This window comes from Pseudoalteromonas sp. NEC-BIFX-2020_015 (assembly GCF_012952265.1).
Classification (GTDB): domain Bacteria; phylum Pseudomonadota; class Gammaproteobacteria; order Enterobacterales; family Alteromonadaceae; genus Pseudoalteromonas; species Pseudoalteromonas neustonica.
In genome coordinates, this window is sequence record NZ_JABCJL010000015.1 from 62,623 (window position 1) to 85,425 (window position 22,803).

Genomic DNA, 22,803 nt, shown 5'->3' on the forward strand with positions numbered 1-22,803 from the left:
GAGCCTATGGTGTGTGGTTGTTCCCATAAATAGGCGATAACGCAGCACATACACAAATCACCTCAAGATGCGAGCGTCTTGGGGGGGGATTTGGGTATATAAGACGCACCTCTTCGAGTTATATTAAAGATAAACCTTATGCCCATACCTTTAGCCTCCCATACACCTAAAACCTAAACTAAAGTGGTAATTAATATATACACAGACTACTTTTTATTGCATAAAGCATAACAAATTAGATAAAAAAACAATTATTCGTAACTATAATTTGAACCTTATGTTGATACATACTAAAATGCGCTCTTATTTATTATCTCAATAAGTATTGAAGTCATGGAAGACTGGAATAATATACACATCAAACCTTCCTTATGTATTCCGTGAATCTTCATGACAATTAAACTGTATAAACAGCTATGTTTATTATTAAATTTAATGGAGTAATTATGAAAAAATTAAGCGTATTAGCTGCTATATTAATGCTGTCTGGCTGTGCTACAAGTTCTAAAGTTGAACAGCCACAAAAACCTATTGAGCAACCAACCCCTGTTGTTGAAGAAACTATTAGCCCAATTTCGCTTACCGTTATTACATCACCTGAGGATGCACTTATTCGTATTATGAATATTAGGCCTAAGTATAAAGCAGGGATCGAACTTGATGAAGGTGAGTATGACGTTGAAGTAAGTAAAGATGGTTACTTGACCTATAGAAGATGGATCACTATTGATAAAAAAACTATATTAACTATAGAGTTAGATGAAATAGAAGCTAGCCAAACTGCGCTTTAAACATTTTTGATGGTAAGTAGTGAAATCTTGCCATCATTCTTTATAGTTGAAGTTATAAACGATTTAGAAAAGGCGATTCACCGTGGCATCACTACCTAATGACCCACAACCCAAAAATATCTGATGTTCTAAAAACCGTCGATAATAAAGAACTCAATAAAATTACTGATATTATTGAATTGCAAACACTGCCTAAGCTTCAGGCGAGTGCATTAAACTTGCAAAACGAATTAAAGAAAAACGATATAATTATTGGCTCATTAAAGGACACTAATAATGCCAACTAAGCGCTGTCCACATTGTATTACCCATCCATTAGAAGTGACGCATTATCAAGGTGAAGAAATTGATATTTGTCGTGAATGTGGTGGACTATGGTTTGAAAAAAACGAAGTTAATAGAATGATTGCCGAGATCAATGAAGGCCCAATCGGCGATAAATACGAAACTCATTTTGGTGAGTCGTTGGGGATCTCCAAACTAGATTGCCCTGATTGTAATAAAAATTTAGAGCGTTTTCATTTACTCGAAGATTTCCATACAGAAATTGATGTGTGCCGTCATTGTGATGGTAGTTGGATTGAAAAAGATCAATTAGAAAGCGTTGAAAATAGCCCTGAACTTAAAGCGAGCTTAGACAAGCTAAATCAAAAAGTTAGTTGGAAAACTTACCTGTTTCAATTTTTAACGCAAATGCCGGTTGAATATAACCTAAAACCAAAACAAACGCCGTGGGTAACACGCAGTTTAATTGCTCTCAATGCCATTATTTTTGCCTTGTATTTTTTTAATACCACCGCATTCAGCACCACACTCGAACTGTTTGCCATGAACCCAAGTAAGATTTCTCAAGGCGAACATTTATGGAGCGTGATTACCTGTGTGTTTTTACATGGCTCAGTAATGCACCTTATCGGTAATATGTACTTTTTATACATTATTGGCGATAACCTAGAAGACGTATTAGGCCATAAAAAGTTTTTAATGTGGTATATGGTCTGTGGCTTGGCGGCGTCTTTTGCTAGCTTTATCGTTGATCCAAATTCAGCAATTCCAAGTGTAGGGGCAAGCGGTGCTATCGCTGGTTTATTTGGTATGTATTTAATGTGGTTTAGGCACGCAAGCTTAACCTTTATGATCATCATTTATCAGAAAAAGTTATCTGCGGTTTGGTTTTTTGTAATTTGGTTAGGGATCAATATTTTTGGCATGATCTCTGCGCCAGATGGTGTTGACTATGGCGCTCATATTGGTGGCTTTATTGCAGGCTTAATTATTGGCTTTGCTTTAAAATCAAAAATAATTGAACAAAATCCAGTTATTAATTTACTAAACCAGCCTGAGGCTCAGCTAAGGCGTTGATTTAATTTCGTGAATTCGTTCCTGCAATTTTCTCTTGCAGGAACGACGCTTCTTGCCAAACTCATACGCTTAAAGCCTATTACTGACTTGATTGCTGAGTTAATTGCAGAACAATTGCTTCACATTGTGAATGACTCATAAATACTGGCACGGGATAATCTGGATGCGCTTCTTTCATTGCCGCTTGTGAGATACCCGATATATCGTTTACTTTTATCTCAGGTAACGTTTTCGGTATGGCTAAAGATGCTAATAAATCATCAAACGTTTTAAGTAATAACAACGCCTTTTGCTCAGTACTTTGCTGGGGCTGTGTCAACTTACAATAATCCGCAATCTCAGCCAGTTTAAGGTATATTGCTTTGCCATAAAACCTCAAAACGGGCATTAATAGTACACTATTAGCTAAACCATGTGCGGTGCCATATTGCGCGCCAAATTGATGCGCGATAGCATGTACATACCCTACCGATGTACGGGTAAATGCCTGTCCAGCGTAAAAAGAGGCCAGTAACATTTGCTCTCTGGCAACTAAGTTATCACCTTCGTTATAAGCAACTTTAAGGTTTTTTAAAATAAGATCTATCGCCTGGAGTGATTTTTCATTGCTAAATGCTAAGCCAATAGTCCCTATATACGCCTCGATGGCATGCGTTAACGCGTCGATACCCGTTGCAGCTGTAATAAAGTCAGGCACACTTTGTGTTAGTTCGCCAATTAAAACCGCATCACTTGGCACCAATGAAAAATCAGTTACGGCATACTTTGTTTTGGTATTAGGGTCGTTAACAACGGCTGCAACAGTGGTTTCTGAGCCTGTTCCTGCTGTTGTTGGAATAGCACACAAAGGCGGTAAAGATTTAAGTACTTTAAAAAGCCCTTTTAATTGTTTTACCGATTTACTAGGCCTCACGGCACGTGCTCCAATCAATTTAGCGCAGTCCATTACCGAGCCCCCACCAATGGCAATAATGCCTGTGCAATGATGTTCTATATACATTTCAAGGCCATGCTCAACATTGTCTATGGTAGGATTTGGAGCAACATCAGTATATAAATGCCAAGTTATTTTTTTCTCGTCAAGTTGCGCTAGTGTCTGCTTAAGCACGCCAAGCTTTTGTAAGGTCGCGTCACTGACGACTAACACAGGTTTTTCGCTATTCCATTGGGCTGCCCATTGCTCTAGCCCCGAATAACCTTGATATAAACGTGGGTGAGGTATACCAATGAAAATGACAATACATTTTAAAATAAAGTGATAACAGCGGTAAAAAACATGCATAATATTTAACTTTTTATTTTTATATAACCTGATAATGCAGCAATTTAAATAAATTGCCAGTAATACGCCGCACCTAACACACTAATATTTATAAAAATGGTTAGCCACAGCACAACAATAAATGAACGCTTTTGTGATTTATGCCGAAACCATTGCTGTGCAATCAATGCCCCTGGCCAGCCGCAAACTAACGCTAAAATATGCAAACTACGTTCAGGTACTCTGAGTGTTTGATTTGCCGTGTCTATCGCTAAACGCTTATCCCATTTATAAACACAAATAGTTATAACCGTCATTAGAACATACGCACAGCTTATAATTGCAGCCCAATAGCCAAGCAAGCCGCCTAGTACTAACACACACAAAAAACTACTCGAAAAAATAACTAAGATTTTTTTAATCAATGAACTATCGCCTATACTATGCAAAGAATAACAACTAAAGGCGCTAATTATGTCATATATAAAAACACTTACCTTAACCTTTCTTCTCACTTTGGCGTTTTTTGCTCACGCCCAACCTAGCGAGCTAGCCCCTGAGCTAGCAGTATTTAAACCTTACCTTGGTACATGGCAAGCTGATTTCAAGGTTGCTGATAACAAACCAAAAATTCAAGATGTAGGTATATGGGAACGTGCGTTAAATGGGCAAGCAATTCATACCAAACACTCGATAAACAAAGGTGAGTACGGTGGCGAGTCGATGATTTTTTGGGATCGTGAGCAACAGTCACTGGTATTTTATTATTTCACTACTGCAGGCTTTTACACTAAAGGTACTATGAAGGTATTGAGCCCAACACAGTTTGTTGCATACGAAACTGTAACAGGATCAAAAGAAGGGATTACTAAAGTTAAATCTATTAGTGACTATAAAGACGGCGAGTTTATAGTGTCGACTTCTTATTTAAAAAAAGGTGAGTGGACTAAACCTGAAAAGCGTATATACACGCGTAGTGATAAGCAGGTTATTTTTAAATAACTTTAAATACTACACCCAAACCACCTCAAGATACAGCGCAGGAAAGTCTGCGCTGTAAAAGCAACTGATTATTTTACAAACTTTTTGAATGGTGCATCGATTGGGGTATCTGCCAGATGATTTGTGTAATTACTCATTACTTTTTGTGATAAACCTACAATAATTTCCAATAACTGTTGCTTAGCATAACCTGCAGCAAAAAAGGCAACTATTTGCTCATCACTTATTACGCCACGACTACGCGTCATTGCCAACGTTGTCTCGCGAAGTGCTTCAAGTTTAGTGTCTGCTAACGGTGTTTTATTTACCAATGCATCAACAATACTTTGATCAACTTTCATGCCCGCAGCAATCGCACTGTGTGCTGGTACGCAATAATGGCAATCATGTTCGACATTTATAGATTGCCAAACCACGGTTAACTCTTCAGCGTTAAACGACGTATTTTGAAATAGTTCATGCAGTACTTGGTAGCCCTCAAGCAAAGTTGGCGCCTCTGCCATTACAGCATGTAAATTAGGTAACATACCAAATGCAGCGACTGATTTAGTCAGTAAAGGTTTTGCGGCTTCAGGTGCGTTATCTTGAGTATATAAAGTAAAATCGGTCATTATTTAACTCCAAAGTTGTCATTTAAATGTATTTACCTGATCTAGACTATTTGATTTTGAGCGATTGTTCAAGTTAAAATTGAGCATTCGTTCAAGAAGGTGATGATGATGGTCAATAAAGTTAAATTCGAGCGTGATGCGGTTGTACGCACTGCCAGCCAATTATTTTGGCAAAAAGGCTTTAACACCACTTCAACCCGCGACCTACAAGATGCAATAAACATGCGCCCAGGTAGCATTTATGCTGCGTTTGGTTCTAAAGAAGGTCTATACTGCGAAGCATTAAAAGACTACGCATTGCAAATGCAAAACAAGTTAAATACCTGTTTAGCTGCACACTCAAAAGTGCTTGATGGGTTGACAATGTTTGTAACGCAGGTATTGATTGAAGACCAGCATCATACTCCTAGCAACTTATGCATGCTTATTAAAGCAAATAGCGAATTTGGTGACGATCAACCAACGCTAAAAACATTAAGTCAAAATTTGTTAGGTCAATTCGAAGAGTTCTTAAGTATTATTTTTACAAAAGCACAGCGCCAAGGTGAGCTCGATGAGGATTTAACAGCACTTGAATATGCGCGTTTTTTTCAAATACAATTTACTGGCTTGCGTAGTTATTTAAATAGACCAAATTCAAATAGGCTAGCTGCGGGACTAATAGCGCAAATGTTTCTATCTTTACAGCTGTTAAAATAGCATAAAAGCAGTGTGTTTTAGATCTCAACATTTTTGTATTAAGATCTAAAACACCTGTTGGCGGGTTTAAGTCTTTAATTTATTCAATGCATCATCTTGCTGTGCAACGAGTTGATTCAGCATTTGACTACCGTCTCCCGCTTGCGTTGATAAATCAGCTAATTGTGATGCTGCATCAGATATGAGCGTTAAATTCCGATTGATTTCCTCAGTCACAGAGCTTTGCTCTTCTGCAGCTGTCGCTATTTGTGTAATTTGGTTGGTTATTTCTTCAACCTTAACAACAACACTGTGCAATGCATCAAATGCGACTGTCGTTTCATCAACTGCCGTTTGGGCACGAATTACCCCTTTTTCAATTACGGTTGATGCATTACCCACCTCTAACTGTAGGTTATCAATTAGGCCACTTATGTCATCTGTTGATGCACGCGTTTTCGATGCTAGCGCACGAACCTCATCAGCAACTACAGCAAACCCTCGGCCTTGTTCACCAGCACGTGCAGCTTCAATTGCGGCATTAAGAGCAAGTAAGTTTGTTTGCTCCGAAATAGTCCGAATAACATCTAAAATTTGTGTAATATCGTTACTTCTTGCCGCTACTTTTTCAACTGCTTGGTTAGCCTGCTTGATTTCTTCAGACATTGTTTTAACTTGCGTTACTGCAGACGACAAACTTGTTTCACTGCTAACAACTAAGCTATTAATCTCATCAGCTTGCTGAGCCGATTGCTCAGATGCACGAGCCACTTCCAATGCCGTGGCGCTCATTTCATTCATGGCAGTCACTACGCTTTCAATTTCTTGAAATTGCGCTTGTACATTTTGCTTTGTATCTACGGCAACATGCGCTGCAATTTGCGCTTGATCTTTTGTTTGGCCTGACACATCTTTGAGCTGAGCAATCATATCGCGTAGCTTTTCTAAAAATGCATTAAAGCCAGTTGCTAAGGCCATTAACTCAGCATGAGTATCGACAGATAATGTTTGCGTTAAATCGCCCTCAGCGCTGGCTAAATTATCAACTCGCTGTTGAATTTGCTTAAGTGGCGCAACAATACTTTTGATCACTAACGTCATGATAATAAATGCAGCCCCAGCAATCACTAAACCAGACACGAGTATAAGCCCGCCTAACGTATTAGCATTATCTTGCATACTTGCGCTAAGCGCTTGCGGCCCTTCTAAGGCAAGCTCTATGGGTACTTCAACAAGCAATGTCCACTGGCTACCCGCAAGCTTAATGTCAATTGGGTAGTTAACTAAATATTCATCACCTGACTTTAGTACGCCTGCATTCTTTTTCAGCGCAACGTAATCATCTAAAATATTCCCAGGAGCCGCTTCTTTAAGTGGACGACCTAACTTTTCTTTGTAGTGACTACTGCCCACAATCAAATCGAGTGAACTTAACAAAGTAACCCGAGCTTGACCGTTATACAGTTCTTTTGATAATTGCTCTGTCATGGTTTGAAAAACAGGTAAGGTAATATCCACCCCACTGATCCCAATAAACTTGCCCGAGCGCAGGATGGGTACCGTTAACGAAGTCATCATTTCAGAATAACCCGGTGATATTTCGTATAGGTATGGTTCCATTATGCAAGCTTTTCGATTGTCTTTTGCACACAAGTACCATTCAGCTTCACGTAGGCCAAATTCATTTTTAGTTGTGACGTATTTTTCTGATGCGTCATCGACAATTTGTTGATCAATCACGCCTTCACGGCTGCGAGTAAAATATATCTCTAAAGTACCTGAACCTGCGACCGAATGATCAAAACCGTTTTTAAATTGCTGATCATTACCATCAAAACCGTTCGCCTCAAATTGCGAATAAATTGATGAAAGTATTGAATTACCAGCAATAATGGAACGGTTAAGTTGTACAACAGAATCACGGGTTAGTGTTTCGTCTGCCGCTTCGTTACCAAGCGTAGCAGCCAATGAAAAAGGGACACGATAAGCCTCATTAATAAAACCGGCTATTTTTTCGCCGTATGCAGCTGCATTTGTTGCTAGCTTTTCTTCTACTTCAGCCACTATTAACGTTTCAGCCTGTGCTGAAAGTACCTTATTACTACTTGAAAGTTGCCACCAAAGCACACTTGATAGCACTAAAACGGTTATAAAAATACTGCCTAAAGTAAGCCATAGTAACTTTTTCGCCAACGCTAATTGCCGCATTCCACTTATCCTTTAATTAAAACTACGTCTATATTCTAGTCTAATTACAAATAATTTAACTACATTTATTGGGAAGATAGTATTAATTAATGATTTCATACCATAAATTAGTAAATATTTTATATTAAATCGTGGATAACGGCTTAGGTAATGCCCATACGCTGTCTTTAGGCCCGTACAGAGCACGATGTTTTGTAATTTTATAAAAATACATAAACGCAAACCCCGCTAAAAGCGCAACAATATCAACACCGATACTCGTAAAGTTAATTACAACGTATAAACCTAGTTGTGGCAGTAACATTGCTACAAGTGACGTAGCAGTGATTGCAAAACAACTAAACATACATACTTTTAATAATGTAATTCCCGCTTTGGCAGCTCCTTTGTAAAAGCTGTAAAACACAAATGAAAAAAATACACCGTAGTAACTGTATAAATACGCATGGTTTATATTATCTACCAACGGATACAACCACTTTGCTACCACCATCGTGATTGCTACACCCGCTATCGATCCTAGACACATCCCCACAGTAGCTGCAGCCATTAATCTACAAGCACGTGTTTGTTTTACATTTTCAGCACTTTGTTGTTTAACACGGCGTTTTTCAAGCCACAATAAGTTACCACTGTAAAATAAAAATGCGCCGCCCAAACCAAGTATAAAATAGCTCCAACGGCCAATATCACCACCAAAGCTACCAAAGTGCAGCGCATAAAAACTGGCTACAATGCGATTCCATATTGCATCATCCGTTGTACTGGCTGAATTATTGCTTACTTCAAGTGTAAAAGGATGCATAAAAATATAGTCGGTGGTTGGCCCGCGCATCAACGCTGTTGGGTTATAAATTCCCAGTTGTGCAAACGGCCATGCTGTATCAAGACCAACAAAACGAAGCTCTTTGATAATATAGCCTGGGGCTTGCTCATCTACAATTGCTTGAAATTTCGCTACCGGTGGTAACTCTGTAAATGGATAAACGTGAGCTACGGTGTTGCTCCTTGGAAATAATGGCTGATCGCCATATACCGCTGTACCTAAGCTTGCATAGATCTGGCTATTAAAAGTAAAGACCACAACCGTTAAACTAATAACAAGATGAAACGGTAAGCTGGTTATACCCACTAAATTATGGGTATCAAGCCAAAAACGTTTTTCGCTTTTATCTTTACGGATCGCAAAAAAATTTTTAGTTAAACTGGGTAGTAAAAATATGATGCCTGACACAATTGCCAAAAAATACACGATTGCGGCAGTGCCTAATACGTATTCTCCCGCTATACGGTAACCAATAGCTCCTGCTATTCCTGCACTACGGTGTAATTGGTCAATAAGCTCAGCCAATACGCCTTGCTCTGCTCGGTGTGTTATCAGTTGTCCTTGTGCATTTAAACTTGCATGCTGTCGTTGTTTATCTAACGCTAAACCTCGTGCAGTACCCTGCTCGTACCACATCATTGGCGAACGAGTTGTATCGTTTAAATAGAGGCTAAACCCGCTACGGGCTTTGTCGTGGCTGCTGGTTGCCTGACTGATCAAGCTGTCTAACTGCGTAAACTTTACTGGCGCTAATACATGATGAGGCGGGGTAGCCCATTGCGCTATCTGATCTTTAAACATAGTTAATGAGCCCGCAAAAAAACCAATAAACAGTATGATCCCTGCGAATATGCCAGTCCAACTATGAATTAATTGATAAATGCGCAAAACATCGCTGCGTATCTTCATCTACATACCTTAATAAATAAACTATTTAAATAAATACAGCGCGCCATACACCACACAATTACTTGCCGATAGCCATAAAAAAGCACGTAAACCACTTTTAAACAAAAAGCTAAAACTTACAATTAATAACCATATTAGTGGCGTTAGCCATACATTAAATTGTACTTTACTCTTTGCGTCTATTCCTCCGGGACCAAACCAAGCAAATAGGCCAACTAACCCCAGTGCTAATAAATACCCTAGTAATGTGGCGGCAATGGTTTTTGTCCACCAATCAGGTGCAATTCTGTTGCTTTTTTTTATACGCATTTATTTTGCCTTACTACTACGGTTTATTAGCAATGGCGCACAACCCAGTGTGACCATATTAATTACAACCCAAGTAAAAATTGCGTTACTAATCGTAAACAACCAAAGCCACCCCAGTAGTGATACGAATAGAAAAAAATAACCTAAAATTCGCCACGGTTTAACAGCCAATGTATTAATTAAAGCATCTTGATGTTTATTCGTTAAGTAGAGAAAACAACACCCAAGGATTGAAAAAATCAAAAAAACACACTGCCACATGGCTACCACCCTTTATTTGTTGTTCGTAAAACGCCCTGGATTATAAACTAACGGTCGTAAAAAAGGCGCATTTTGATTTAAAATGCGCCTTTTTAAAATTAATTTAACAAAACTTAGATCACCGATAATTCAATTGCGATATTACCACGAGTGGCATTTGAGTATGGGCAAACTTCGTGCGCTTTAGTGACTAATTCTTCAGCGATGGTTTTATCTAAATCACCAACAAATACAGCCAGTTTTACAGCAATCCCAAAGCCCCCTTCGATTGGACCAATTGATACTTCTGAATCAATACGGGTATCAGCAGGTAATTTAATTTTAGCCTGGCCCGCTACTAATTTTAATGCACCAATGAAGCATGCGGCATAGCCTGCTGCAAACAATTGCTCAGGGTTAGTACCTTGACCATCATCGCCACCTAAGCCTTTAGGGGTTGAAAGCGCGACATTTAAACGGCCATCGTCTGATTTTGCAGACCCTTCACGGCCACCTGTTGCAGTTGCTTTAGCTGTATATGCGACTTGTAGTAATTCTTTCATGGTCTTTTCCTTATTTAAGGTTAAACGTTAAAGTATTTTGCATGCAAAATAATAAAGCAGAAAAATCATGATTGCAAATACTTTGTGTGCAAATTAAAATGTATTGTCTAGCCGTATAGAGAGCATTCATGAAATACCCACAATTAAAATTAGAGAACCAAATTTGTCATCGCTTGTATATGGCGTCAAATTCAGTGGTACGTGCTTATCGAGATGCATTAAATCAACTGGATCTCACTTATCCTCAATATGTGGTTATGATGGCGCTTTGGGAAGAAGACAAAGTCAGTATTGCGCAACTATTAGAAAAAACGATGGTCGATGGTGGCGCAATGACACAAATTCTTAAAAAAATGGCCGATAAACAGCTCTTATCGGTGGTCAAAGGTGAAACTGATAAACGTAAGCGAGTCGTTAAGCTGCAACCTCACGGCCTACAACTACAACAACAGGCTGCTGATATTCCTGAAAAAATTCGCTGCCAATTCCCATCTATTAATGAACAAGAAGCAGCCCAGCTAATCAGTTTGCTTGATAAACTCAATACTGACTTAAGCTAACTATCAAAAAATATTTGATAGTGTTTTAGATACAACCCTCTTTTTCATAATAATTAATCAGCTATAGTGGGCTCATAAACATACTAAGGAGTTACCCCATGAAAGCCATCGGCTACCAAGCAGCAACACCAACACTTAATACACAGTCTTTTACCGTTATCGAACTACCGACACCGACGGCACATGACCACGATTTGCTAGTCGAAGTAAAAGCCATTTCGGTCAACCCTGTGGATGCAAAAATTCGCGCTAATGTAAGTCCTGATGAAGGTCATAAAGTCATTGGTTGGGATGCGGTGGGTATTGTAAGAGCAGTCGGCGATAAAGTGAGTTTATTTAATATTGGCGACCGTGTTTATTACGCCGGTGATTTAACTCGTTCAGGCAGTAATGCAGAGTTTCAACTGGTTGATGAGCGCATTGTTGGTCGTGCGCCTACCACTTTAAATGATGCCCAAACCGCAGCATTGCCACTGACCAGTATTACTGCATGGGAATTGTTGTTCGATCGCTTACAAATACCTCGCTCCAGTGATGCAAAACCCGCGTCTTTGTTAGTAATTGGGGCTGCCGGTGGTGTCGGCTCAATCTTAGTGCAACTGGCTAAACAGCTGACCAACGTAACGGTTGTCGGTACTGCATCAAGAGCTGATAGCGTTACGTGGCTTAACGAATTAGGGGTTGAGTATGTACTTGATCACTCAAAAGGTTTAAATGCACAACGCACTGAACAAAACCTTGGGGAATTTGACTATGTCGTTAGCCTTACTCATACAGATCAACATCTTGATGAAATAGTCAAAATAATCAAACCACAAGGTAAATTGGCGTTAATTGACGACCCTGCCAGCTTTGATATCTTAAAGCTTAAGCGCAAAAGTATCTCGCTACATTGGGAGTTTATGTACACCCGCTCAATGTTCCAAACCGAGGATATGATAGTGCAACATCAGTTATTGACTGAATTAGCCCAGCTGGTTGATAACGGCACTATTAAAACCACCTTAGGCCAACATCTAGGGAAAATCAGCGTTGCGAACTTAATGAAAGCGCACCAAATTTTAGAGTCTCATCAATCACGCGGTAAACTAGTACTCGAAGGGTTTTAAGCACATTTCTTTTTGCACGAAAGCCGGCCATTTCGTGCAAAAACCCCCACACAATTTAAATTCTAATGCTCCAGTATTGTGCAATTTAGTCATTACTTTTCACTATATTAGTGCTTACACTCAAACATTTACTCTCCAAAAAACCTAATTATTTGATTTTAATATCATAAAAATAATTTTCCGTACTGGCATAGATCTTCCTTATATAAAATTAACTCACATAAAGTGTGGGATTTAACTTTATCACCTCGTTAACAAGGAGCGGGCTATGAGTAATTTTTTGTATTTATTATGGCACTTAGACATCAGCGTTTGGCATGTTCATGATGCTAATGATACACACTCTATGTCAGAAAAGGAGCGTAGAGATGTTAAATATACCCAAACCACCTCAAGATGCAGACTTCAGCGTTTCACAGGTGTTTAATATCAAGGCGTTACTTTGCAAGAATGGCAGTCCCTTTTAAGAAGTAACAACGATGAGAGTAAGCGCCTGTGAAACGCCCAACGGGTTGGTTTAAAAGCGATTTATACTACGTTATTGATTTTAATAAGGGAACAACCATTATTTGCAATCAATGCCTTGTTTAAATCGCTTTTAATTCCAACTGAAACTGCATCTTGAGGTGGCTTGGGTATAACTATCCGCACTTAGACTAAGCGCTAAAAAGCTACCGGTACATCAATTAACGATCAGTGAAGCATCTGAACACTATGATTAACCTGAGCGCGTTATTTATAAAGCATAAAATTAGCTCATTTTAATTAAACTATTACTGGCTATTTTATGTATAGTTTTAATACACAAGATATTAAAATTACGAGATGACAATGAAATCAGTAGAAGTGAATTTTGACGGCCTTGTTGGCCCAACTCATAATTATGCCGGTTTATCATATGGTAACGTAGCTTCGCTCAACAATGCAGCTAGTTACTCAAACCCAAAAGAGGCTGTGTTACAAGGCCTTGCAAAAATGAAAGCAATGCATGATTTAGGGCTGACCCAAGGCGTATTTGCACCGCATGCCCGCCCTGATATCAATGTGCTGCGCCGTTTAGGATTTACAGGCACTGCTGAACAAGTGATCAGTAAAGCATTCAAAGCTGATCCGGTGTTAGTTCGTGCATGTTATTCAGCATCATCAATGTGGACTGCCAATGCCGGTACAGTGTCTCCATCAGCCGATACACTTGACGGCAAAGTGCATTTTACGGCCGCTAATTTAAATAATAAATTTCATCGCTCTCTTGAGCCCCAAACTACTACTCGCTTGCTTAAAGCCATGTTTAATAACGATGATTATTTTAGTCATCACACTCACTTGCCCGATCAAGGTTTTTTTGGCGATGAAGGCGCAGCTAATCACACACGCTTAGGCGATGAGCATGGCGAACAAGGACTTGAGTTATTTGTGTATGGTGCCAGCGCATTTAACAGCGCATTACCAAAACCAAGTAAGTTTCCGGCACGCCAAACTCTCGAAGCATCACAAGCAATTTGTCGACTGCATCAGCTAAAACCATCTAGCCAATTGATAATCCAACAAAATCCTGACGTGATTGATCAAGGTGTATTTCATAATGATGTGATTGCAGTTGGTAATGCCAATGTTCTGCTATGCCATCAACAAGCTTTTTTAAATCAATCGCATGCATTACAACAAATAAAAAATGCCTATATGGGGAATAAAACGCTGCATATTATAGAAGTACCCACCGCCAAAGTAAGCGTGCAAGACGCCGTTACCAGCTATTTATTTAATAGCCAACTCGTTAGTCTAAAAAACGGAAAAATGTTATTAGTCGCCCCACATGAATGTAAAAATAACCAAGCCGTTAACTCCTATATTGAAGAAATAATCATGGCTGACAACCCCGTTGATCAAGTGCAATTTTTTGACTTAAAACAAAGCATGCAAAATGGTGGTGGCCCTGCTTGCTTGCGTTTGCGTGTTGCGTTAAATCAACCAGAACTTGCGGCCGTCAACCCTGCTGTCATTTTAAATGATAGCAAGTACCAACAATTATGTGATTGGGCTAATAAACACTACCGCGACAAACTCAGCAATGATGACTTTGCGGATCCTAATTTACTTATCGAAAGCTATAATGCGCTTGATGAGCTTACCCAGCACCTGGAATTAGGCGCTGTTTACCCATTTCAACTAGAAGTTTAAGCAATGCAAGATGTCGCCGCTGGCTACTCTCAAGTTTATAAAATAAATTCACTGCATGAATTTAAAGATTCGCTGAGTAATTTACTCATTGATAGTGTTAACTGCGGGGCATCAATTGGTTTTATCGCGCCATTAACCCACAAAAATGCTGATCAATATTGGTACAGTATTGAAAACGATTTACTAAACAACAACCGTGAGTTATTTATTATCACGGTTGGAACTGAGGTGATTGGTGCTGTGCAATTATCGCTATGTAGTAAAGCCAATGGCGCACATCGTGGTGAAATTGAAAAACTCATGGTGCACAGCCAACATCAAGGTCAAGGGTTTGCTAAACAACTGATGAATACCCTTGAACAAAGCGCGTTACAGCAACAACTAACACTGCTGGTGCTTGATACTCGTTTAGGTGATGTAGCCTCACGTTTATATCATAAATTAAATTATATAGAAGCTGGGCAAATACCACAGTTTGCACTGAGTTCATCAGGTGAACTTAACGCTACTGTGTATTTTTATAAACCGCTACTTTAAAATGACATCCACTTTAAAATCATTGCGTTTAAAATAGCAACGCAATGATTTACAAACAAACGTAACCTATTCCTCATTAAGTCCCTATTGCCCACACCCTAAGCGTGCTTTCTTTAAACGGTTAATTGATGCGATAACTTGGGGAATAGTGCCGTTGTTATTTTTCACTAAATGCTGCTTAGTCAGCTTATCGTGTTGCTTGAGTGCAAGGAGTATTGCCGAGTAACTTGCTTGCCATTGTTGAACCGCTAAAAACAGCGGCTGCTCGCGTTCTAGTAATTGTTGCCACTTTAGTAGTTTGCTGTGTAGTAACAATAATTGCTGATCGTCACACGATTGCTGATAGTCATCCACCGCATAGTCAAATTGTTTTAACGTCAGGCTCTCTACGGGCAGTACATCCACAAGTTTATCCAGTGGCGCTAATTGATGATATTCATCACGTAAAAACGCTAAATGATGCAAAGTATAATAGTGCGCAGGTTCGATCAGCTGGCTAAAAGTAACGAGTGCATTAAGATCGTCTTTTGAACTAATTGGTAATTGCTTTAAACGCTGAATAAATTGTTGCTGATGTTGTAAACCAATTTTTTCAATCGCATAACGGTTCATAACATCAAGCCTGTTATACATATCGCGCTCATCTATTACACTCGCAGGTGACCAGAAACGCTCACCTATGGCATAAAGCCTTGGCCAAATGCGTGAATCTAGATTATCAGTGGTGATCAGTTCAGCCCAAATTGTCGCTTCACCACCGAGTACATTGCCTGATTTAACCCGTTGCTGCTCATGTATTAACTGCTGGTTTAACTGTATAAGCGATACCTTATCTGCGCCATGACTGGTAAACGCATAAGGCGTGTTGCCCACATATGCAGAGATACTAGCAGTATTTGATAAATTAAAGGTCAGTTGCGTAGGGCCAAGCCAAGTGTCGATTAACAGCTGATAGTTATCTGCCGTTTTAGTCACGTTATCGGTAATAAATGCCCCTTTACCAACAATGTTTACAATTGCGTGTATGCCTGCATGATCATCGTCACTTTCAAATACGGTAATGTCGCCCGTTACCACACTGCCTTTTAAACGTGTTAGCGTAAAATCAACATGTCCTATCACAGCGTTTGCCGTTACGCTGGGCTTAACCGGTTGCTGCGGGTGGTTGCGATAGTGATAGCTACTCCACTGCGGTTGATCAATATAAAAACCACTCGATAGCAACCCGTCGTAGCCTGCTTGGGTGATCGCCGCGAGTGAATGGTGCCCGCGCCATGATTGCACTAAGGTATTTTTAGGTAAGCTTGGGTGCAGTACTTCATCCCAGCCAATCATTTTTTTATTGTACTTTGCTAATATTTTCGCAACCCGTTGATTAAAATAAGCATGTAGTGCATGGCTGTCAGCCAATTTTTGCTCGCGCATAAAAGCCTGTATTTTGCTGTTTGCTTGCCAATCTGTGTCGTCAATTTCATCGCCACCAATATGTAAATACGGATCAGGAAACAACCCAGCAAGCTCTGCCACTATTTCATCAACAAATTTATATACCTTAGGATTACTTGGATCGAGTAGCGGTTTAAATACCCCCCAACGTCGTTCCAGCTCAGTTAAAGTTGTACCGCTACCAAGCTCTGGATACGCCATTACAATGCTGCTGGCATGCCCTGGCACGTCAAACTCTGGCACCACACGAATACCTAACATTGCAGCATACGCAACCACGTCTTTGATTTGCGCTTGGCTATAATACAAACCATCTGAAGCCTGTTGATGCAACTTGGGGTAGCTATTTAGCGCTATTCGCCAACCTTGATCATCAGTTAAATGCCAGTGAAATACATTGAATTTTGCTGAGGCCAAGCCACGTAACGTGCGTTTTACGTCTTCTATAGGCAAAAAGTGGCGCACACTATCAAATAATAAACCACGCCATGGATAAGTAGGCGCATCCGTTATAACTAAATTGGTCAGTTCGCGGGGCTTTTCGGCACTAAACATTAACTGCGATAAACTCGCAAGGCCACGTAAAACGCCATACTGATTACGACTGCTGAGTTTAATTGAGTTATCTGCAATCACAATTTTATAGCTTTCATCCATACCTAAATAAGGCAGAGCTGAAGCGCGTTGGCTGATACTTATTTGTAACTGTGCGTTTTTAACACCACGCCAATCAAGCTTAGTAAACTGCTGCGCAAACGTTGAATTCAACACCAATGGCGTTAATAACGCTTGATGCTGTTTACTAATATGCACACCAAGCTCAGCATTTAATTGGGTTTTACCTGTCATCATGATTACCTTTGCAGGCTTTGGCATGAGCGCAGGTTGAGCGCTTGCAGTTCTGGGCAGCACTACGATGAGCATGATTATGCCAATCAAATAAATAAACTTATTCATAATCAGTGTCCTGTTCGGTGGTGCTAAGTAGATTACTCGTTACTGTTGTAAGTGTTGTGCTCACAATTGCGCCGTTTGCAGCAATAACCTGTGCAGCAAGTTGTTGCGCCGTATTAACCGCAGCATCACACTGTTGCGATATTAAGTATTCAGCCAAAAACCCTGCGGCAAACGCATCTCCAGCGCCAGTAGTATCAACAATACGTTTTACAGGCTGCACGGGGTAACGCCTTAACAGCTGCTGTTGTATTACCAAGGTGTCGTTAACCCCTTGTTTAATAATCACTAAGGTATGTGCGTATGCTTGATAAAAATTTACCAGTTGCTGATGCGAAACAAGCCCAAAAACACCAAAGTGATCATCATCCGTGACCAATAAAATATCGGCACACGCGTAGGCTTGCTTATAACTACTTTGCGCTTTGGCTTTATTTTGCCAAAGTACTGCACGGTAATTGCTGTCAAAAATAACCTTGCCACCCGCATTTTTATAAACCGCAATCGCGGCCATAAATAGCTGCCTACTTTGATCGTCCAAAATAGCGAGACTAATCGCCGAAAAGTACACGTAATCAAATTGTTTATCCTCAAGATCCGCTAAAAAAGCCTGCTGTTGATCTAGTTTAAAATATTCTCTGGCAGCACTATTTTTACGGTCGTAATGAAAGGTCCGCTCGCCGCTATCATCAACAAGAATGCCATATGAGCCTAAAGTACGTGCATCACTGCGAAATAAGTACTGTAAATTAAGCCCTTGGTTTTGCCAGCGAGTGTAAGCCTGTTTACTTAATTCATCATTGCCGATTGCCGATGCAAAATATACCTCAGCGCTACTCATTAATAACCGCTTTAAATACACCGCACTGTTATAGGTATCACCACCAAAACACAGTGTATTATTTAGCGATAACTCGCGCATCGCTTCACCAAAAAACGCTATTTTAATCATGCTGCATTTCCTCGCGTTGCGCTTGTAAAATAGCCAAAGCTTGTGCTGATGTACACGTTTGCACAGGAGTGAGTAAAGTGATTATTGCCGCTAACGCAGCGGATGCTAGGGTAGCTGGAATAATAGGATTACTCCAATAAGCCAGCCAATTGGGCGTTAAGATAATCGCCAGCGATATACACAGCGAAACAACCAAAGCGGTGATCGCGCCTTGCCAATTAAAACGCGGCCAAAAATGGCCAAATAACACACAGACACATAAGCCGGACATCAAAGTAGCGATCATATTGGTAATGTAACCAATCACGTCGTTAGTCAGTAGCGCCAATAATAAAGCAATACCTATGGTCATCACTAAACCGATACGCGACAGCATCACCACGTCTTTGGCGTGGGGCATACGTTTAAACACTAAACTATAAAGGTCGCGTATTAATACACTCACTGCGGCAATAGCATCAGAGCTGGCACTGGAAATTGTCGCCGACAGGCCCGCAATAATGACCAGAGCCGCTAAGCCAAAGGGCAATAATTCAAATGCCATATACGGGAACGAAAAGGCGCTATTTTCTAATGCGGGGTTAAGTGCATAGGCCACCATGCCAATAATGGCAGGCACAATAGCAAACACTAAATACAACCCGCCTGATAAATAAAACGATTGGCGAATACTTTTTACATGTTTGCCTGAGTAAATTCGCTGGCGAAATGATGGCGCCACTAACACACCAATCAATACCGCAAAAAATAATGATAAACCATGTACGTAACCAATTTTATCGAGTGATAAAAAGCTTTGATTAACAGCTGGCTGCGCACTTGCCATCTCTGCTAAACCGCCTATCTCGTACAGCGCGACTCCCGCCATCAAGAAAAATCCAACAAATAATATCAACGCCTGAATCGAGTCAGTCCATACCACTGCAACATAGCCACCAATCACCACATAAATACTAAAACCTAAGGCAATAATCAGTTTGGCTGAAAACGGTGAAAGCCCAGTCAGCCACGCTAAATACATACCACCGCCAAGAATATGTGCCCCTAACCAGCCAATACTGGCGACAAAAATAAACACGGCAATGGTATTTTTGACTAATGGGTGGGCTCCAACATAGTAAGAAACTTCTTCACTCATGGTCATAAATTGATGCTCGCGCACCGGCGCAAATAACTTGGCCAGCAGCAAAATGCCACACGCGCCGCCAAGGCCGTAAATCATCCCTGCCCAGCCATTTAAGTAGGCAAAACCGACCGCCCCCATTGACGAGCCGGTGCCAACCATAGTGGCAACGGTAGTGCCTAACGTAAGAAAAAACGGTAAGTTACGTCCACCCAGTAAAAAGTCATCTCCCCCTTTAGAATTGCGGCTTACCCACCAGCCAAACCAGATCATAAAACCTAAGTAACCTAAAAAGGCCATTAATAATTGCCACTTCATAAGACACCCTGCTGCACCAATCCACGTTGTACCTTACGGCACTTATCATTATTAATTACGAGGTTGATGTTAGTTATTATTCTGTTGATTAATATATCTAAGCCACCTAAGAGCCGTTATTATTTTTTATGCTCTTAGGTATAAATTTTGATGTTGGCAGGAGAAGTTAAGGTGCTTTATAACACGTCACATCCACTTCAACTTTACAGTCGACCACTAAATCCGCCACAGCACAAATACGTGCCGGTGGATTAGCACCAAAATACGCTTTAAATACTTTATTAAACGACTGAAAATAACGTGAATCGGTTAGAATAACGGTAACGTGAACCACATCTTCGAGGCCGTAACCTGCTTCTTTCATAATATCGAGGCAATTTTCAATCGCTAACCGAGACTGATCAATAATGCCACCTTCAACAACTTCGCCATCTTTCATCGGGGTTTGCCCTGACACCATTAACCAACCACCCGCCTCTACTGCACGTGCAAACGGTAAATGTTGACCACCCGTGCCTTTACCGCCCTCAATACCAATTCGTCTAATCATGTTTACTTGCTCCTAAGGATGTTAAAAATTGACCCGAATACGCGGGTAAAACTCGTTTATCTTTAAATGTAGTTTGGCCATTAGTCCAGACTTGGTGAATACCTGAGGCCGGTAATTCTGAATCGACAAATGTTGCGTTATCAATAACCTCATCGGCATCAAATAGCACTAAATCGGCAAAGTTACCGACTTTGATCACGCCACGATTTGCCAACCGATAATTAGCGGCACTGAGCCCGGTCATTTTATGAACAGCGGTTGCCAGTGAAAAAATCCCTTCCCCGCGGCTATAATGTCCCAGCACACGTGGGAATGATCCCCATAACCGTGGATGCGGATGCGGGTCGCACGGTAAACCGTCAGAGCCAATCATGGTTTTATCAAACGCTAAAATAGTTTTTACATCGTCTTCGTTTAAACCGTGGTATACCGCGCCCGCAGGTTGCAATTTTTTAGCCGCGTCAAGCAAACTCATGCCCCATTGCTTGGCTATATCTGCCAGTAATTGCTCTGCCATTTCTGGATGGGCTTCTGACCAGGTAATAAAAATATCAAAGTCATCGGTCACCTGGTTTAAATCTAAGGTGCTGGAGCTGGCTGCATACGGATAAGCATCACAACTGCATTTTGAGTGCTCACCTTGCGCTGTAAATTTTGCCAGTAGTTCAGGGGCACGCCCCCAATTATTTTTACCCGCACACTTTAAGTGGGAAATAATCACTTTAATACCAAACTCTTGCTCCATTGCAAACGCTTCATCCATTGCTTCAAGTACGGCATCAAATTCGGTGCGTAAATGGGTGGTATAAAGCGCATCGTGCTTTTTTAAAATACCGCCAAATGCGTATATTTCTTGTTCGGGCGCACAATGTGCATTGCGATAGGCAAGGCCCGTGCTAAGACCAAGTGCGCCTTGCGCTATGGCTTCATCTAATTGCAATTGCATCGCAGTAATTTCATCAGCGGTTGCTGGGCGCAGTAAATCAGTCATAACATTGTTACGCAGCGTAGTGTGCCCGACTAAAGCGGCCACATTCACATTGGCCTTTTTACGATTAAATGCATCGATATAATCGCGCATCTGCGCAAAGGTAAATTCGCTTTTCTCGCCCAATAAATTCATTGGATCTGGCGCATCGGCGTTTAATTTTGCAGGGGCGGCACTGATCCCACAATTGCCTGTGATCACTGTAGTCACTCCTTGGCTTATTTTTGCGGCCATATTCGGGTTTCTTAGCAGCTCAAGGTCATCATGGGTATGAACATCTATAAACCCAGGTGCAAGGCACAAACCATTGGCCATTATTTTGTGCGTCGCCTGCCACTGTGATAACTCGCCCAGAGCAACAATGTACTGCCCTTGTATTGCGACATCCATGCGCTGGGGATCATTGCCTAATCCATCAAACACGTTTGCTTGATAAATAATTGTATCTACTGATTGCGAGGTATCGTGCATCATTAATCTCCTAGTGGCGCTCTATCTGGTCCTTCACGGTACTCATCTAATTCATGCTTAATGCGACGCAGTTTTTCTCGAGATTTTTTCTGAGTCAAAATAGCCACTTCACTGGCCAATATGTCTACGGCCGCAAGCATGGCGTAGCGCCCTGTACTTGGCGTAAAAATATAATCTGACTCATTGGTTTTTATTGGCAAGTGAATCGTTGCGATATCAGCAAGGGCACTGTCTGGGCAAATGGCAATCACTTTAGCACCGTAATCTTTGGCAATACTTGCCGCGTCAATTAGGTCATTTGGTAAGCCAGTAAGCGATAACACCACCACCACATCACTGATATCAACACTTGCTGCGGTCATGCGCATCATCACCGGATCGCTATAGGCATTGCTTAGTACATCAAGGCGAAACAACCGGTTGTGGCACTCTTGTGCGACCACCGAGCTGCCGCCGCCAACGCCAAAAATTAAAGTATGTCGGCTCCCCGCAATACAACGTGCGGCTTCTTCCACCAGCGATTGCTCAATAAGCCCGGCATTAATATCTAAAATATCGTGTATTGCTTGATAAATGGCCGGAATATCTTCACGTACTGAGCTGCTTTCACTAATAAAGCGCTCACCTACTGCCAGTGATTGCGCAAGCTGGAGTTTCATATCACGTACATTATCGCAACCTAATGCTTTAGCTAAACGAGTAATTGATGCATGGCTCACTTTAGCGCGCTGTGCTAAATCACTTATACTTGCGGATGCTGCATATTGCAGATCGGCTAAAATTAATTGTGCAACAAGCTGTTCTGATTGGCGTAAATGACCTAAACGCTCTTTAATTCGCGAAACAATATCCAATTA

Annotated in this window: 22 protein-coding genes; 9 read left to right on the plus strand and 13 right to left on the minus strand. The window is 40.8% G+C overall.

The genetic code is table 11. The annotated features are described in order from the left end of the window. Positions 1-446: 446 nt before the first annotated feature. The 3 genes from HH219_RS12620 to HH219_RS12630 all read left to right on the plus strand — a co-directional run bounded on the left by HH219_RS12620 (position 447) and on the right by HH219_RS12630 (position 2,153). Positions 447-791, plus strand: coding sequence for a PEGA domain-containing protein (locus HH219_RS12620; RefSeq protein WP_169327655.1), 345 nt, complete (start codon positions 447-449; stop codon positions 789-791). 98 nt (positions 792-889) lie between these two features. Beyond that, entirely contained in the window at positions 890-1,078 is a 189-nt protein-coding gene (locus tag HH219_RS12625) for a hypothetical protein (protein WP_169327656.1), read from the plus strand. Next, positions 1,068-2,153, plus strand: a complete 1,086-nt coding sequence (locus HH219_RS12630) for a rhomboid family intramembrane serine protease (RefSeq protein ID WP_169327657.1) — start codon at positions 1,068-1,070, stop codon at positions 2,151-2,153. Before HH219_RS12625 ends, HH219_RS12630 begins: the two co-directional genes overlap by 11 nt. A 79-nt stretch (positions 2,154-2,232) precedes the next feature. On the opposite strand, the gene HH219_RS12635 is transcribed toward HH219_RS12630, so the two are convergent. Together HH219_RS12635 and HH219_RS12640 are read right to left on the minus strand one after the other, a co-directional pair. Further along, positions 2,233-3,435 (minus strand): iron-containing alcohol dehydrogenase, encoded by a 1,203-nt coding sequence (locus tag HH219_RS12635; RefSeq protein WP_169327658.1) that lies wholly within the window; start codon positions 3,433-3,435, stop codon positions 2,233-2,235. Positions 3,436-3,479: 44 nt separating this feature from the next. Next, on the minus strand, positions 3,480-3,839 hold the full coding sequence (locus HH219_RS12640; RefSeq protein ID WP_169327659.1) for a DUF1294 domain-containing protein: 360 nt from the start codon (positions 3,837-3,839) through the stop codon (positions 3,480-3,482). 49 nt (positions 3,840-3,888) lie between these two features. Between HH219_RS12640 and HH219_RS12645 the strand changes: the two genes are divergently transcribed. After that, positions 3,889-4,416, plus strand: a complete 528-nt coding sequence (locus HH219_RS12645) for a hypothetical protein (RefSeq protein ID WP_054452261.1) — start codon at positions 3,889-3,891, stop codon at positions 4,414-4,416. A 68-nt stretch (positions 4,417-4,484) separates the two neighbouring features. On the opposite strand, the gene HH219_RS12650 is transcribed toward HH219_RS12645, so the two are convergent. Further along, positions 4,485-5,027 (minus strand): carboxymuconolactone decarboxylase family protein, encoded by a 543-nt coding sequence (locus tag HH219_RS12650; protein WP_169327660.1) that lies wholly within the window; start codon positions 5,025-5,027, stop codon positions 4,485-4,487. Positions 5,028-5,135: 108 nt separating this feature from the next. On the opposite strand from HH219_RS12650, the gene HH219_RS12655 reads away from it, so the two are divergent. After that, on the plus strand, positions 5,136-5,726 hold the full coding sequence (locus HH219_RS12655; RefSeq protein WP_169327695.1) for a TetR/AcrR family transcriptional regulator: 591 nt from the start codon (positions 5,136-5,138) through the stop codon (positions 5,724-5,726). A gap of 66 nt (positions 5,727-5,792) precedes the next feature. Here the strand turns inward: HH219_RS12655 and HH219_RS12660 are convergent, their stop codons facing one another. The 4 genes from HH219_RS12660 to HH219_RS12675 form a co-directional block, all read right to left on the minus strand. Further along, the gene (locus HH219_RS12660) at positions 5,793-7,913 is read right to left on the minus strand and encodes a methyl-accepting chemotaxis protein (protein ID WP_169327661.1); all 2,121 of its coding nucleotides are present in this window, start codon (positions 7,911-7,913) and stop codon (positions 5,793-5,795) included. Between the two features lie 124 nt (positions 7,914-8,037). Next, positions 8,038-9,648 carry a PepSY-associated TM helix domain-containing protein gene (locus HH219_RS12665; protein WP_169327662.1) on the minus strand — a complete coding sequence of 537 codons (1,611 nt, stop codon included), beginning with the start codon at positions 9,646-9,648 and terminating at the stop codon, positions 8,038-8,040. A 21-nt stretch (positions 9,649-9,669) separates the two neighbouring features. Beyond that, a complete protein-coding gene (locus HH219_RS12670; protein WP_054204126.1) occupies positions 9,670-9,957 on the minus strand; it encodes a hypothetical protein in 288 nt (95 codons plus the stop codon). A 374-nt stretch (positions 9,958-10,331) separates the two neighbouring features. Further along, the gene (locus tag HH219_RS12675; protein ID WP_169327663.1) at positions 10,332-10,760 is read right to left on the minus strand and encodes an organic hydroperoxide resistance protein; all 429 of its coding nucleotides are present in this window, start codon (positions 10,758-10,760) and stop codon (positions 10,332-10,334) included. A gap of 128 nt (positions 10,761-10,888) precedes the next feature. On the opposite strand from HH219_RS12675, the gene HH219_RS12680 reads away from it, so the two are divergent. From HH219_RS12680 to HH219_RS12695, 4 genes are all read left to right on the plus strand, one after another. Further along, on the plus strand, positions 10,889-11,320 hold the full coding sequence (locus HH219_RS12680; protein ID WP_169327664.1) for a MarR family transcriptional regulator: 432 nt from the start codon (positions 10,889-10,891) through the stop codon (positions 11,318-11,320). Between the two features lie 98 nt (positions 11,321-11,418). After that, complete coding sequence (locus tag HH219_RS12685; protein ID WP_169327665.1) at positions 11,419-12,429, plus strand: zinc-binding alcohol dehydrogenase family protein; 1,011 nt, start codon at positions 11,419-11,421, stop codon at positions 12,427-12,429. An 831-nt stretch (positions 12,430-13,260) separates the two neighbouring features. Beyond that, entirely contained in the window at positions 13,261-14,607 is a 1,347-nt protein-coding gene (gene astB, locus HH219_RS12690) for an N-succinylarginine dihydrolase (RefSeq protein ID WP_169327666.1), read from the plus strand. 3 nt (positions 14,608-14,610) lie between these two features. Continuing rightward, positions 14,611-15,144 (plus strand): GNAT family N-acetyltransferase, encoded by a 534-nt coding sequence (locus HH219_RS12695; protein WP_169327667.1) that lies wholly within the window; start codon positions 14,611-14,613, stop codon positions 15,142-15,144. Positions 15,145-15,228: 84 nt separating this feature from the next. Here the strand turns inward: HH219_RS12695 and HH219_RS12700 are convergent, their stop codons facing one another. The 6 genes from HH219_RS12700 to HH219_RS12725 form a co-directional block, all read right to left on the minus strand. Then, entirely contained in the window at positions 15,229-17,547 is a 2,319-nt protein-coding gene (locus HH219_RS12700) for a family 20 glycosylhydrolase (protein ID WP_169327668.1), read from the minus strand. Continuing rightward, complete coding sequence (locus tag HH219_RS12705) at positions 17,540-18,496, minus strand: sugar kinase (RefSeq protein ID WP_169327669.1); 957 nt, start codon at positions 18,494-18,496, stop codon at positions 17,540-17,542. The genes HH219_RS12700 and HH219_RS12705 overlap by 8 nt, the downstream gene beginning before the upstream one ends. Next, positions 18,489-19,937 carry a sodium:solute symporter family protein gene (locus tag HH219_RS12710; protein WP_169327670.1) on the minus strand — a complete coding sequence of 483 codons (1,449 nt, stop codon included), beginning with the start codon at positions 19,935-19,937 and terminating at the stop codon, positions 18,489-18,491. Before HH219_RS12710 ends, HH219_RS12705 begins: the two co-directional genes overlap by 8 nt. Positions 19,938-20,103: 166 nt before the next feature. After that, on the minus strand, positions 20,104-20,487 hold the full coding sequence (locus HH219_RS12715; protein WP_054452287.1) for a RidA family protein: 384 nt from the start codon (positions 20,485-20,487) through the stop codon (positions 20,104-20,106). Further along, on the minus strand, positions 20,480-21,949 hold the full coding sequence (locus HH219_RS12720; protein ID WP_211842127.1) for a D-aminoacylase: 1,470 nt from the start codon (positions 21,947-21,949) through the stop codon (positions 20,480-20,482). The genes HH219_RS12715 and HH219_RS12720 overlap by 8 nt, the downstream gene beginning before the upstream one ends. Then, positions 21,949-22,800 carry a MurR/RpiR family transcriptional regulator gene (locus HH219_RS12725; protein WP_054204114.1) on the minus strand — a complete coding sequence of 284 codons (852 nt, stop codon included), beginning with the start codon at positions 22,798-22,800 and terminating at the stop codon, positions 21,949-21,951. Before HH219_RS12725 ends, HH219_RS12720 begins: the two co-directional genes overlap by 1 nt. Between the last annotated feature and the right edge of the window lie 3 nt (positions 22,801-22,803).